This is a genomic window from Maribellus luteus (genome assembly GCF_003576475.1).
GTDB classification, from domain to species: Bacteria; Bacteroidota; Bacteroidia; order Bacteroidales; family Prolixibacteraceae; genus Draconibacterium; species Draconibacterium luteum.
Window position 1 is genome coordinate 12,644 of the sequence record NZ_QWGR01000022.1, and the last position, 12,442, is coordinate 25,085.

Sequence of the window (12,442 nt, forward strand, 5' to 3'; positions counted from 1 at the left end):
TCGCTGGTTAGTTTTTGGGTTCCGGTTTCAGATCGTATGTTTTTTCTCTTTCTTCTGCCTGTTTTTTCCATTCCGGAACAACGGTGGTCAGGAACTCTTGTTTTTCCGCATTGAGTTTGGCCATATCGAGTCCGATAAATTCCTGGGCTTTGGCTTTGGTTGCAATGTCGGGGTAGGGAACCTCCTGGTTAAAGTCAAGATCGGCAAGCAGACGGGCCAGTTTTATGCGGGTTTCCTGTGCAATGGTAATTCCGGTAGAAATAACACGACCAATTTCTACAGGCGAGTGGAAAGAAGCGCCATGGCTGGCGGCTGCATAATCCCAGCGCCATTGTGCGTGCCTGATTCCTGTCAGGATGTCCTTCATATTGGTTTCGGTAGCGCCCAGGTCCCATGCTTTTTTTGCTTCCACATGTGCACGTACCAGCAACTCTTCCAGCTTGTCCCTGTTTTCGAGGATTTTGTCCTGACGTTCATAAACATTGGCGAGCAGAGTACCTGCTTCTTCGCGGTGGCACACCTGGCACGAGTTGGAAATGTTGTTAAGCGGCGACTGCATTTTGTGATCGGTGAATTTCTGGCCTCCTTCGCTTTTGTAAGGCATGTGGCAGTCGGCGCAGGAAACGCCGCGCTGAGCATGAATCCCGGTCATGTAGGTTTCGTAACCCGGGTGCTGTGCTTTTAGCATGGGTGCTTTGCTCAGTGAGTGAGTCCAGTCGCTAAATTCAATATTATCATAGTATTCTTCCATGGCTTCGGCAGAAAATCCGTTGTCCCAGGGGAAAGTCAGGTATTGTGCGCCGTCCACTTTCTTTTTGTCGAAATAATATTCTACGTGGCATTGGGCACAAACCAGGCTTCTCATTTCCTGGTGACTTACTTTTTTAATATCACGTTCCATTCTTTCAAAGGCTTCTACCAGGGCCGGGCGTGTAATGGTCAGGTTCATGGTTTCATTGTCGTGGCAGTCGGCACATCCGATGGGGTTGACAACTTCGGGCCCCAGTTCTGCAAAAGTTCCGGTATAAAAGGCGGCTACGCCTTTCTGGTTCATCAGGCGTGGTACGTCCGGGCTTTTGCAGGTCATACAGGTGGATGGCATCGGGCCGGAATCCGGTGTTTTCGGTGCCCCGGTACGCAAAGTATTGTGAATATCGGTAACGGCGTAATAGTGGCCACGTCCCTGTTTGTAGTCTTTGGCAAAACCATAACCGGCCCAAAGAACCACCAGGCGGGGATCAACTTCAAGCATATCGATGGTGGCGTTTCCATTGTGCTTACTCCGGAAAGTGGTGTCGGCAGTTCCGTAATACGATTGAAACTCACGCGGGTAGTTTTGTCCCCAAACTTCGTTACGTGGCTCAAACTGGCCAATTTCGGCTTTGGGTACATTCACATAAGCAGCTTCGGCACGTCGTTCAATAATCGAAGAGGCCAAAAGTCCTAACAGAAACACTACCACAACAGTTGCGATAAAAAGTCCCCAGTTTAGCAGGGTTCGTTTTGATGATTTTGAATGAGTTGTCATAGAAAAGGTATTTAGTTGTTTTTAATATATTCTTTGATCCAGGCAGGAACGGGGCTTTCGGGCAGCGGAACCTGCGCGTTGGGCACACTCGAAAGGCTGTTTACTCTTCCGTGCGGCACTTCGCGGTGGCATTCCCAGCAAATGCGGTCCTGGGTATGATGGACGTGCGCTTGTACCGACGAAGCCAGTTTGGGATCGGTAACCTGCTGGCTGTGGCAGCGAATACAGTTGTTTTGTACCACGTTGCGCCCGGCTTCGTGAATAAAAATCACCTGCGGCTCTTTTCGGAGTGTGAACATGGTAGCATGTCGCAAACCGTCTTTGGCTTTGAAATAATACTTATTCAGAAAATTGTTGTGCGGAACGTGGCAGTCGTTGCAATGAGCCACTTCGCGGTGCGAACTGTGAGTCCAGGTGGCGTATTGCGGCGCCATTATGTGACAGTTGGTACAGGTTTCCGGCCGGTCGGAGAGGTACGAGTGGGCTTTCGAAACATAAAACGTGAAAGCAATCAGGCCCACAAATATACTGGTGATCATCAGTACCGGAAATTTCCATTTTTGAGGAGGCAGCAGCTTTTTTATCATGGTTACAAATCGGTTTAATTACGGCGATAAAAATCCTGTAATTCCATTTAACAATTTGTAACAGATGTTACATTTTAGCCTTTTTTCAGTACGTTTTTATCCGCCTGTGAATGTGTGAAAACTTTTGGGTCGCTCTTTTTTTTATTAATTTTTATTTAACTGATAATAGTAAGGTGTTAAACGGTCAGGCTTTTCTATTTTTGTCTTTCAATTTAACAAAAAAATCAACATGATGCAAAACCTATATTTGGGAGTTGAAGCTATTGGACAGGCAGCTATCGACGGAGGAATTTCCGGCGTTTACGCCTATCCGGGAACTCCTTCCACCGAAATCACGGAATTTATTCAGGCCAGTAAGCTGGCGACAGAAAAGGGAGTTCGCAGCAAATGGTCGGCCAACGAAAAAACCGCCTACGAAGCTGCACTGGGCATGTCGTATGCCGGAAAACGATCGATGGTTTGTATGAAACACGTGGGACTGAATGTGGCAGCCGATGCATTTATGAACTCAGCTATCACCGGTATTAACGGCGGTTTAATTGTTACGGTGGCCGACGACCCGTCGATGCACTCGTCGCAAAATGAACAGGATTCCCGTTTCTACGGAAAATTTGCCATGATTCCCGTGCTGGAGCCTTCAAACCAACAGGAAGCCTACGACATGGTGTATTCGGGTTTCGAATTGTCGGAAAAACTGGGCGTGCCCGTAATGGTGCGCATTACCACCCGTTTGGCACATTCCAGGGCAGGTGTTACCCGGAAAGCAGAGGTGGCAGCCAATCCACTGAAACTTCCGCAGCATCCGTCGCAGTTTGTATTATTGCCCGCCATTGCCCGCCAGCGCTACAAAAGCCTGTTGCAAAAACAGGAAAGCTTTGAACAGGCTGCACTTGCCTCAGATTACAACTTTCTGAAAAAAGGACCGGATCAAGCACTGGGAATTATAGCTTGTGGTTTGGCAATTAATTACCTGAACGAGCATTATAAAAACAGGGAGTGCCCGTATACGGTCATGAAACTGGCGCAATACCCGATCCCGGAAGAAATGTTGCACGAGATGGAACAGCTTTGCGAAGAGGTGCTGGTGCTGGAAGAAGGATATCCCCTGGTGGAAGAGGCGGTGAAGGCGATCTTCTCCAAACAAATAAAAGTAAGCGGCCGGCTGAGTGGCATTTTGCCCCGCGACGGCGAATTGAATGCTGACCTGGTGGCAAAAGTTTTGGGCTTGGAAACCCAGGAAGGGGCGTCGGTTCCGGAATTGGTGGTAAACCGTCCTCCTGCACTTTGCCAGGGATGCGGACACCAGGACATGTACAAAGCATTGAACGAAGCAGTGGATAAATATTCCAAAGGGAGGGTTTTCTCCGATATTGGTTGTTACACGCTGGGCGCCCTGCCACCGTACGAAAGCATTTATTCGTGTGTGGATATGGGAGCTTCCATTACCATGGCAAAAGGTGCTGCCGATGCAGGTTTGATACCTTCGCTCGCAGTTATCGGCGATTCCACTTTTACACACTCCGGCATCACCGGTTTGCTGGATGCGGTGAACGACAAGTCGAACATTGTGGTGGTGATTTCCGACAATGAATCGGTTTCGATGACCGGCGGTCAGGAATCTTCGGCATTGGGTAAAATTGAAAGTATTTGCGCAGGGGTAGGAGTGGATCCGGAGCATATTCGCATGCTGGTACCGATGAAAAAATACCACGAACTGATGGTTAAAACCTTCGAAGAGGAAATGGCTTACGAAGGAGTGTCGGTAATCATTTTCCGGCGCGAGTGTATCCAGGCAGCAGCCAGACGGCTCCGGACCGAACGAAAAATCAAACAAAATCCAAAATTGTAATTCACTATGAAGACAGATATAATATTGGCCGGAGTAGGTGGCCAGGGAATTTTATCCATTGCTTCCATTTTAGGGGAAGCGGTGTTGCGCGAAGGACTTTTTCTGAAACAGGCCGAAACACACGGAATGAGCCAGCGCGGCGGTGCCGTGGTATCGCACTTGCGTATTTCGGATGCACCTGTTGCGGCTGATCTGATTCCCAAAGGAGCTGCTGACATCATACTTTCGGTGGAACCCATGGAAGCCTTGCGTTATTTGCCTTTTCTTTCGCCCGGCGGTTACATTGTCACCAATACCACGCCGTTTATCAATGTTCCGAATTACCCGGATGTTGAGAAACTGATGGAGGAGGTTCGGAAACAGCCTCGTTTTGTAGCTATTGATGCCGACCAGATGGCTACCGAAATTGGCAACAAAAGAGCTTCGAACATGGTGATGCTCGGAGCTGCAGCGCCTTTTATCGATATTGAACCTGAAAAAATAGAAGCCGGCATTGAAAGTATTTTTAAACGCAAGGGTGAAGAAGTGGTGGAATTGAACCTGAAAGCCTTCCGGGCCGGGTATCAGTTTGCCCTGAAAAACCGTTGATGTTCCGGCAACAGCCTGAAAAAAATTCATATTAACTGTTTAAACCGTATTTAAATAGGAATACTGTGTTGTAAAGCTCATGTCTTGATGTAATTATTTCAGGATAAAAGGTTTAACTTGTTTTTTTGTTTTTCAGAAAGACAACCTGGATGTTTTTGCTGAATAAAAATCAACAACTGGATGAACCGATCTTGCTGAAAACCGGCATTCTGGATTTGCTATGCAAAGGTGTTTCTGTGTTTTTTTTATTTAAAAAGTAAATCAAAATCAACTTCAATCTTTAACATTTATAACCGTATGAAAAAGCTACCGATTCTTTTTCTCATTTTATTGGCAATGGGAGCGACTTCCCAGAACATGCTGACCAAGAAAGGACTCAATTTTGAACTCTCGGGGTTTGTTCGTAACGATTTTATTTACGACACCCACCGCAATGTGGATGCCTGTGATCATCTGCTTGATTTTTTCCCGACCAAACCGGTTTACGATGCCAACGGCGAAGATTTAAATGCCATAGGTACCGCGCAAATTTTGAATACATTTTCGCGGATTGGTTCGCGTTTTTCGGGTCTTGAAATGGGAAACACCAAAATAAGCGCCTATGTGGAAGTCGATTTTACAGGAGGGGCCAACACTCCAACTGTTCGCTTACGCCACGCTTATACCCAATTGGAATGGGCACAGTCAAAACTGCTGTTTGGACGCGTTTGGCACCCTTTGTTCATCGAAAAAGTATATCCGTCAACACTCAATGAAAACACAGGTTTGCCTTTCCAGGTGTTTAACCGAAGTCCGCAATTGCGCTACACCCGCGGGTTAAACGATAACCTGGACCTGATTCTGGCCGCCATTTACCAGTTTGACTATGCCAATAACGGCCCCGATGGAAAAAACTACCATTACCAGCGCGATGCCTTATGGCCCAACCTGCATGCGCAGATTCAGTACTACGATGAGCATTGGACAGCGGGCTTTGCTGCCGATTGGAAAACCATTCTTCCGCGCACTTCGGTTACAGGAACAAACGGAACCTTTAAGGCCGACGAGAAACTTTCAACAATTGCCTTGCTGGCTTATATGAAATATTCGAAAGGAAAGTTTGAGCTAAAGGCAAAATCCATGTTCGGGCAAAATGTGTGTGAAAATTTAATGCCCAGCGGTTATGCGGTGGCCACCATCGACGAGCAAACCGGGAAAGAAACCTACACGCCGTTTAACCATCTTTACAACTGGATAAACTTTACCTACGGGAAAGAATGGAAGTTCGGGTTGTATGCCGGGATGCTGACGAACTTTGGTACCAGCGAAAATGTGGAGGGAGATATTTACGGTTTTGCTACCGATGCAAAGAATATGTATAAATTGTCTCCGCAATTGATTTACAACTATAAAAACTTTATGTTTGGGGTAGAAATTAGCCTGACAACCGTTGCCTACGGTGAAAATAACAAAGCCGATAAAGCCAAGGTAATTAACACCGACAATGTGTCAAACTTTCGGAGCATGCTTTCGGTAGCATATAATTTTTAACCTGTAATACTGTGAACTATGGCATTTGAAATTTCTGTTTTTCTGGAAAACAAGATCAATCATCTGGAGAAAATCACCGGTCTTTTAAAAAGTGCGTCCATTAACATTCGGTCGTTAACGCTCAACAGCATCATGAACGGTTGGGGAGTGCTGAACCTGTTGGTCGATCAACCTGAAAAAGCTTATCAGCTACTCGCTGAAAGCGGACATTCGGTGACGATGCAGGAGCTGATTGCCCTGGAAATGAAAGACGAAGCCGGTGGTTTGGATGAATTGCTGGTAAAAATCGCGCGGGCCGGTATTCATATTGAAAGTGTTTACACACGGTTGATTGCAGAGAACAACATGGCCATTCTTTTGCTCGAAGTTCACGATGTACTGGAGGCCGTGCGCAGGTTGGAAATCAACAAAGTAAAAATACTGGACGATAAGGTAGTGTACGGAAAATAGCATACCTCGTCCCAAAAAACAGATGTTCGCAACATCAGAAATCAACGATAACTTTAAACCGATTAATTTTTTTTAGATGATCTGGAATAGAACGATTGAATGTGCTTCGCGTGATGAAATGGCGGCCATTCAATCAGAAAGACTTATTCGCACTGTTCAGCGGGTTTACCACAATATCCCGAGTTACCGAACCAAAATGCAGGAAAAGGGACTCGTTCCCGCCGATATAAAGAGTGTGGAAGATATTACCAAGCTTCCTTTTACCATTAAATCCGATTTGCGCGACAATTATCCTTTTGGGATGTTTACCGTGCCCATGAGCGAGATTGTACGTTTACACGCCAGTTCCGGAACTACCGGAAAACCAACGGTGGTGGGGTATACACGCAACGATTTGCAAATGTGGGCCGAAGTGGTTACGCGTTCGCTGGGAATGGCGGGCGTTCACCAAAAAGACATTGTTCAGGTGGCGTATGGCTACGGATTGTTTACCGGCGGGCTGGGTTTGCACTACGGAACCGAAAACTTGGGAGCCACCGTTATCCCAATCTCCGGAGGAAATACGCAAAAGCAAATTCAGCTGATGCAGGATTTCCAAAGTACGGTTATTGCCTGTACGCCTTCGTATGCGCTTTACCTGTCGGAAGTAATGCAGGAAATGGGCGTGGATCCGGAATCGCTCAAACTGCGGATTGGAATTTTTGGCGCCGAACCGTGGAGCGAAAGCATGCGTCGTGAAATAGAATCGAAACTAAAAATCAAGGCCATCGATATTTACGGGCTCAGTGAAGTGGTGGGCCCCGGTGTTTCGTGCGAATGTGAACACCAGTGCGGGATGCACGTAAACGAAGATCATTTTATACCGGAGATTATTAATCCGGAAACGCTCGATCCGGTGGCGCCGGGAGAGATCGGCGAGCTGGTTTTCAGCACCATCACCAAAGAAGGAATTCCGATTTTGCGCTACCGTACGCGCGACCTGACAAGGTTGATTTATGATAAATGCGAATGCGGGCGAACACTGGTGCGTATGGAGAAATGCATGGGCCGCAGTGACGATATGTTGATCATTCGCGGGGTGAATGTGTTCCCGTCGCAGGTGGAAAGCGTACTGCTGAGCATGAGCGAAACAGAGCCTCATTACCTGCTGATCGTCGACCGCGTTGGCACACTCGATGTGCTGAAGCTGATGGTGGAAGTTCAGGAGCAGTTTTTCTCGGATGAGGTAAGACAACTGGAGGCACTTAAGAAAAAAATAACCCACAATATTCAAAGCATACTCGGTATTTCGGTGGATGTAAAACTGGTGGAACCCAAAACCATCGAACGTACTGCCGGCAAAGCCAAACGAGTGATTGATAACCGTAAAATCTGACCAACATGATCATAAAACAAGTTTCCGTATTTCTGGAAAATAAATCGGGAAGACTTAGCGAAGTCACCCGTATTCTGGGCGATGCCGGGATAAATATCTCCGCTTTTACCATTGCCGATACTTCTGATTTTGGGATTCTGAGGCTGGTGGTTTCCGATCCGGATGAAGCCTGCAAGGTGTTAAGAGACAGCGATTTTTCGGTGCAAACTACCGAGGTTCTTCTGGCCAACAGCCCGAACAAACCCGGTGGCCTGGCTCAATTGCTGGAATTTCTGAATGCCAAAGGCGCCTTTATAGAATACATGTATGCTTTTTCGATGAACGACGATCAGGCAACGATTGTAATCCGGCCCACCAATATGCAACGGTGCCTGGCCATTTTGGAAGAGTATGCCGGTTAAGGGGCTGCGTAAATCAAAACGGGTCCGAAAATCTTATCTGAAGTATTGCGTTAATTTAGCGGAGAAAATAGTGCACGGCTGAAATCTTTACCCATTATTTGTATCTTTGGGTTCTTTAAAAATTATTGCATGAAGCGAATCGCTATTCAGGGCATTGCAGGATCTTTTCACGAGGATGCAGCCAGAAAATATTTTGAGGATGATGTGGAAGTGGTTGAGTGTAAGACATTCACCACCGTTTGTGAAATGATTGACGCTGACAAAGTTGATTTTGCTGTAATGGCGATCGAAAATTCCATAGCCGGAAGTCTGTTGAACAATTACCAGTTGATCCGCGATTTTCATTTACGTATCATCGGTGAGATTTACCTGCACATTCAAATGAATCTTTTGGTAAACGAAGGAGTAACTTCGGCTGATATTCAACACATTCATTCCCATCCCATTGCGCTGCAACAGTGTATGGAGTTCATTGAAAGTTATTACCCGAATGCAAAGCTGCACGAAAAGCTCGATACAGCGGCATCGGCAAAGCTGGTGGCTGAGGAGAAAATGATCAACGCAGCTGCCATCGGTAATTTGCGCTCGGGAGAATTATACGGTTTGAAGACGCTGGAAACGGGCATCGAAACCAATAAGAAAAATTACACGCGTTTCCTGATTTTGTCGAAACACGGTAATCCGACCAAGGGAACGAACAAAGCTTCGGTTTGTTTTGAAGTAGGGCATTTCTACGGATCGCTGGCACGGGTGCTGAACACTTTTGCCGAGAACCAGATCAACCTTACCAAAATACAGTCGGTGCCCATTATCGGGAAACCCAACGAATATACGTTTCATGTGGACATAGAATGGGAAAACGGCGAAAATTACGACCGGGCCATTCATCAGGTGCTGAAAAGCGCTTCGAGCCTGTCCATTTTAGGTGAATACAAAAGAGGTGAAATACAAAACCAATAAAAAACTAAATTTACGAATATGAGCAAAATAGCTATTTTTTATGGTCCGGTTGGCGGTGCTGTTAACCGTGTTGCTGATAAAATAAAAGAAGCCATCGGCGAAGACAAAGTAGAAATGATCGCTGTAAAAAATGCGTCGGCTGCCGACATCGAAAAGTACGACAAGATCATATTTGGCCTTTCCACCGTTGGAAAAGACACCTGGGATTCCAGTTTTTCTAGTAACGACTGGGGCCGCTTTATGCCCGAAATCGGCAAAGTGGATTATGGCAGTAAAAAGGTGGCTGTTTTTGGCTTGGGTGACCATGTTACCTATGCTCATGGTTTTGTAGATCACATTGGTTTGCTCGGAAAAGAACTAATGGCAAACGGCGCTGTTTTGGTGGGCCAGGTTTCTACCGAAGGTTACGAGTTTGATGAGTCTGACGCAGTAGTGGAAGGTAAGTTTATCGGTCTCCCGGTAGATGAGGATTTCGAACCTGAAATGACAGACAAACGTGTTGCCAGCTGGGTAGAACAGATCCGCAGCGATTTCGGATTCTAGAATAAGGATGGAAGGACCGAGTTGGTGAAGACTTGAATGCTTCAATACAAAATCAAGTATCAAGTATCGGGCATCCAGAATCCAGTATCCAGCATCCGGTCCCCAATTGTCAAGGTTACCCCCTGAACGCTGAACATTAAATTTTGAACTGTTTGTTTATGAACAATTCTCCATTAGACAAGGCACTTGTCGATGAAAAAATAAAGCAACTTCGTATTCCGGATGTTGGCAAAGCATCCATTCGGGAAGTAGTAGCACTCGTAAACCTGGTGGAAGAAGCCACGGGTTTCAAATACGTTCGCATGGAAATGGGAGTTCCGGGTTTACCACCCGCCCAGGTTGGCGTTGATGCCGAAAAAGAAGCGCTCGACAGGGGAGTGGCTGCCATTTATCCAATGGTGGACGGTATTAAACCTCTAAAAGAGGAAGCCTCAAAATTTATTAAGAATTTTCTGGATGTTGAGCTGGCTCCGGCAGGTTGTATTCCAACTACCGGTTCTATGCAGGGAACTTTTGTGGCCTTTATGGCTGCTGCCCATGTGGATAAGAAAAAGGACACGGCGCTGTTCATCGATCCCGGTTTTCCGGTGCAAAAACAGCAAATGATGGTGCTGGGTCTGAAATACGAAACCTTCGATGTATATAATTTCAGGGGAAATAAACTGCGCGAAAAGCTGGAATCGATCCTGTCGAAAGGAAATATTAACTCGATTATTTATTCAAGCCCGAACAACCCGGCCTGGATTTGCTTTACCGACGACGAGCTGAAAATTATTGGAGAATTAGCTACCAAATACGATGTAATTGTGATGGAGGATCTGGCTTATTTTGGCATGGATTTCCGTCAGGATCTCTCTAAACCGGGAGTGCCGCCTTTTCAGCCAAGTGTAGCCAATTACACGGATCATTATATCTTGTTTATTTCGAGTTCAAAGATCTTTTCGTATGCCGGCCAGCGAATCGGAATCATGGCGATTTCCGATAAATTGTTTGAGCGCGATTACCCTGATTTGCAGGAACGTTTCAAAGGCACTTCGTTTGGTGCCACTGTTACGTTGCGTTTGTTGTATTCGGTTTCATCGGGCACCAGCCATTCGGCACAGTGGGCGTTGGCAGGTATGTTGAAAGCCGCGAACGAAGGGCAGTTTAATTTTGTGGAAGGCATAAAGGAATACGGTGAAAGGGCACACGAAATGAAGGCTCTTTTCCTGAAAAATGGCTTTGATATTGTGTACAAAAGCGATTTGGGAGTACCCATTGCTGATGGCTTTTATTTTACCATTGGTTACCCGGGAATGACCGGAAACGATTTGGTGGAGAATCTGTTGTATTACGGTGTGAGTGCCATTGCGCTCGATAATACGGGCAGTTGCGAAGAAGGAATCAGGGCTTGCGTGTCGTTTGTACAGCGAAGTCAGTTTGCCGATTTGGATACCCGGTTGAGACTGTTTAACGAGAACTTTTCGGAAAAGGACTAAACGGAGAATCACATCGAAAAGTAATACGGAGGTGAGAACAGAAAATGGATAAAACCAAAATAATTACCCGATATGAGCACACCTTGGAATTACTAACAGATTTCAACCTGAACAGCGAACCGATATTGCTCCCTAAAGGGGAGTTGTTTATCGACTATGGCGAGAAGAACCATAAAATCGGAATTCTGCTCGACGGGCTTATGTATGCAACCTATCTTTCTGATAGTGGTACCGAGTGGGTTTCGCGTTTCTTTTTTCCACCCAACAATTTTATTGTTAGCAACCACCGGGGGTTTGTGCTGGGGAAAGATTCAACCGAATGTATTCGGGCGTACGAAGATTCAAGGCTGATCTACATCGAAAAAGAGCAGTTTAAAGAGTTACTTGATACGAACCATAAGTTTGAACGTACGGTTCGTATTTTGGCCGAAGAGAGCTACATACAGGCCATGGATCGCATCCATTCGTTTCAATCACTAAATGCCGAACAGCGCATCCGGAAATTCTTTGGGGATTACCCCGAACTGGCGCAGAAAGTCCAGCGTCAGCACATCGCGTCTTATTTAGGAATTCACCGTAATATTTTAACCCGGATACTTTATAAGCTTTAGTTTTTGTGTGATGAGCACGGCAAGTTGCAAGCCTCAAACCTCAAAATTAATGGGCAATCTATCTCCATCAAACTCGCTTCTATCTTTGTCAAACCTGTTTCGACCTTCATAGAATTTATTTCTATCTACATCAAACTCGTTTCAACCTTCATCAATCTTGCTTCTATCTAGATCAAACTCGTTTCTATCTTTGTCAAACCTGTTTCGACCTTCATAGAATTTATTTCTATCTACATCAAACTCGTTTCAACCTTCATCAATCTTGCTTCTATCTAGATCAAACTCGTTTCTATCTTTGTCAAACCTGTTTCGACCTTCATAGAATTTATTTCTATCTTCAACAAATTCGTTTCAACCTCCATCAATCTTGCTTCTATCTACATCAAACTTGCTTCTATCTGCATCAAACTCGTTTCTATCTTTGTCAAACCTGTTTCAACCTTCATAGAATCTATTTCTATCTTCAACAAATTCATTTCAATCTTCATCAACCTTGTATCAATCTTTATCAATCACTTTTCTATCTCCATTAAACTCAAATA

General features: G+C 45.6%; 12 protein-coding genes. 10 read left to right on the forward strand and 2 right to left on the reverse strand.

Annotated elements, in window-relative coordinates:
* Positions 1–7: 7 nt before the first annotated feature.
* A complete protein-coding gene (nrfA, locus tag D1614_RS22210) occupies positions 8–1,528 on the reverse strand; it encodes an ammonia-forming cytochrome c nitrite reductase (protein ID WP_119440200.1) in 1,521 nt (506 codons plus the stop codon).
* Positions 1,529–1,539: 11 nt separating this feature from the next.
* Positions 1,540–2,115 carry a cytochrome c nitrite reductase small subunit gene (gene nrfH / locus D1614_RS22215; RefSeq protein ID WP_119440201.1) on the reverse strand — a complete coding sequence of 192 codons (576 nt, stop codon included), beginning with the start codon at positions 2,113–2,115 and terminating at the stop codon, positions 1,540–1,542.
* Between the two features lie 229 nt (positions 2,116–2,344).
* On the opposite strand from nrfH, the gene D1614_RS22220 reads away from it, so the two are divergent.
* The 10 genes from D1614_RS22220 (at position 2,345) to D1614_RS22265 (ending at position 11,900) form a co-directional block, all read left to right on the forward strand.
* Positions 2,345–3,964 (forward strand): thiamine pyrophosphate-dependent enzyme, encoded by a 1,620-nt coding sequence (locus D1614_RS22220; protein WP_119440202.1) that lies wholly within the window; start codon positions 2,345–2,347, stop codon positions 3,962–3,964.
* 6 nt (positions 3,965–3,970) lie between these two features.
* On the forward strand, positions 3,971–4,552 hold the full coding sequence (locus tag D1614_RS22225) for an indolepyruvate oxidoreductase subunit beta (RefSeq protein ID WP_119440203.1): 582 nt from the start codon (positions 3,971–3,973) through the stop codon (positions 4,550–4,552).
* A gap of 297 nt (positions 4,553–4,849) precedes the next feature.
* The gene (locus D1614_RS22230) at positions 4,850–6,082 is read left to right on the forward strand and encodes a hypothetical protein (RefSeq protein WP_147384345.1); all 1,233 of its coding nucleotides are present in this window, start codon (positions 4,850–4,852) and stop codon (positions 6,080–6,082) included.
* Between the two features lie 18 nt (positions 6,083–6,100).
* Positions 6,101–6,532 carry an ACT domain-containing protein gene (locus D1614_RS22235; RefSeq protein ID WP_119440205.1) on the forward strand — a complete coding sequence of 144 codons (432 nt, stop codon included), beginning with the start codon at positions 6,101–6,103 and terminating at the stop codon, positions 6,530–6,532.
* A 76-nt stretch (positions 6,533–6,608) separates the two neighbouring features.
* Entirely contained in the window at positions 6,609–7,907 is a 1,299-nt protein-coding gene (locus D1614_RS22240) for a phenylacetate--CoA ligase family protein (protein WP_119440206.1), read from the forward strand.
* A 5-nt stretch (positions 7,908–7,912) separates the two neighbouring features.
* Complete coding sequence (locus D1614_RS22245; protein WP_119440207.1) at positions 7,913–8,308, forward strand: ACT domain-containing protein; 396 nt, start codon at positions 7,913–7,915, stop codon at positions 8,306–8,308.
* 129 nt (positions 8,309–8,437) lie between these two features.
* Entirely contained in the window at positions 8,438–9,268 is an 831-nt protein-coding gene (locus D1614_RS22250) for a prephenate dehydratase (RefSeq protein WP_119440208.1), read from the forward strand.
* An 18-nt stretch (positions 9,269–9,286) separates the two neighbouring features.
* The gene (locus D1614_RS22255) at positions 9,287–9,811 is read left to right on the forward strand and encodes a flavodoxin (protein ID WP_119440209.1); all 525 of its coding nucleotides are present in this window, start codon (positions 9,287–9,289) and stop codon (positions 9,809–9,811) included.
* Positions 9,812–9,969: 158 nt separating this feature from the next.
* The gene (locus D1614_RS22260) at positions 9,970–11,289 is read left to right on the forward strand and encodes an aminotransferase class I/II-fold pyridoxal phosphate-dependent enzyme (RefSeq protein ID WP_119440210.1); all 1,320 of its coding nucleotides are present in this window, start codon (positions 9,970–9,972) and stop codon (positions 11,287–11,289) included.
* A gap of 44 nt (positions 11,290–11,333) precedes the next feature.
* Complete coding sequence (locus D1614_RS22265; RefSeq protein ID WP_119440211.1) at positions 11,334–11,900, forward strand: Crp/Fnr family transcriptional regulator; 567 nt, start codon at positions 11,334–11,336, stop codon at positions 11,898–11,900.
* Positions 11,901–12,442: the final 542 nt, after the last annotated feature.

Excerpts from the sequence above, each read along its gene's own strand:
- nrfA (WP_119440200.1), bottom strand. The coding sequence starts at position 1,528 with ATGACAACTCATTCAAAATCATCAAAACGAACCCTGCTAAACTGGGGA.
- nrfH (WP_119440201.1), bottom strand. The coding sequence starts at position 2,115 with ATGATAAAAAAGCTGCTGCCTCCTCAAAAATGGAAATTTCCGGTACTG.
- D1614_RS22220 (WP_119440202.1), top strand. The coding sequence starts at position 2,345 with ATGATGCAAAACCTATATTTGGGAGTTGAAGCTATTGGACAGGCAGCT.
- D1614_RS22225 (WP_119440203.1), top strand. The coding sequence starts at position 3,971 with ATGAAGACAGATATAATATTGGCCGGAGTAGGTGGCCAGGGAATTTTA.
- D1614_RS22230 (WP_147384345.1), top strand. The coding sequence starts at position 4,850 with ATGAAAAAGCTACCGATTCTTTTTCTCATTTTATTGGCAATGGGAGCG.
- D1614_RS22235 (WP_119440205.1), top strand. The coding sequence starts at position 6,101 with ATGGCATTTGAAATTTCTGTTTTTCTGGAAAACAAGATCAATCATCTG.
- D1614_RS22240 (WP_119440206.1), top strand. The coding sequence starts at position 6,609 with ATGATCTGGAATAGAACGATTGAATGTGCTTCGCGTGATGAAATGGCG.
- D1614_RS22245 (WP_119440207.1), top strand. The coding sequence starts at position 7,913 with ATGATCATAAAACAAGTTTCCGTATTTCTGGAAAATAAATCGGGAAGA.
- D1614_RS22250 (WP_119440208.1), top strand. The coding sequence starts at position 8,438 with ATGAAGCGAATCGCTATTCAGGGCATTGCAGGATCTTTTCACGAGGAT.
- D1614_RS22255 (WP_119440209.1), top strand. The coding sequence starts at position 9,287 with ATGAGCAAAATAGCTATTTTTTATGGTCCGGTTGGCGGTGCTGTTAAC.
- D1614_RS22260 (WP_119440210.1), top strand. The coding sequence starts at position 9,970 with ATGAACAATTCTCCATTAGACAAGGCACTTGTCGATGAAAAAATAAAG.
- D1614_RS22265 (WP_119440211.1), top strand. The coding sequence starts at position 11,334 with ATGGATAAAACCAAAATAATTACCCGATATGAGCACACCTTGGAATTA.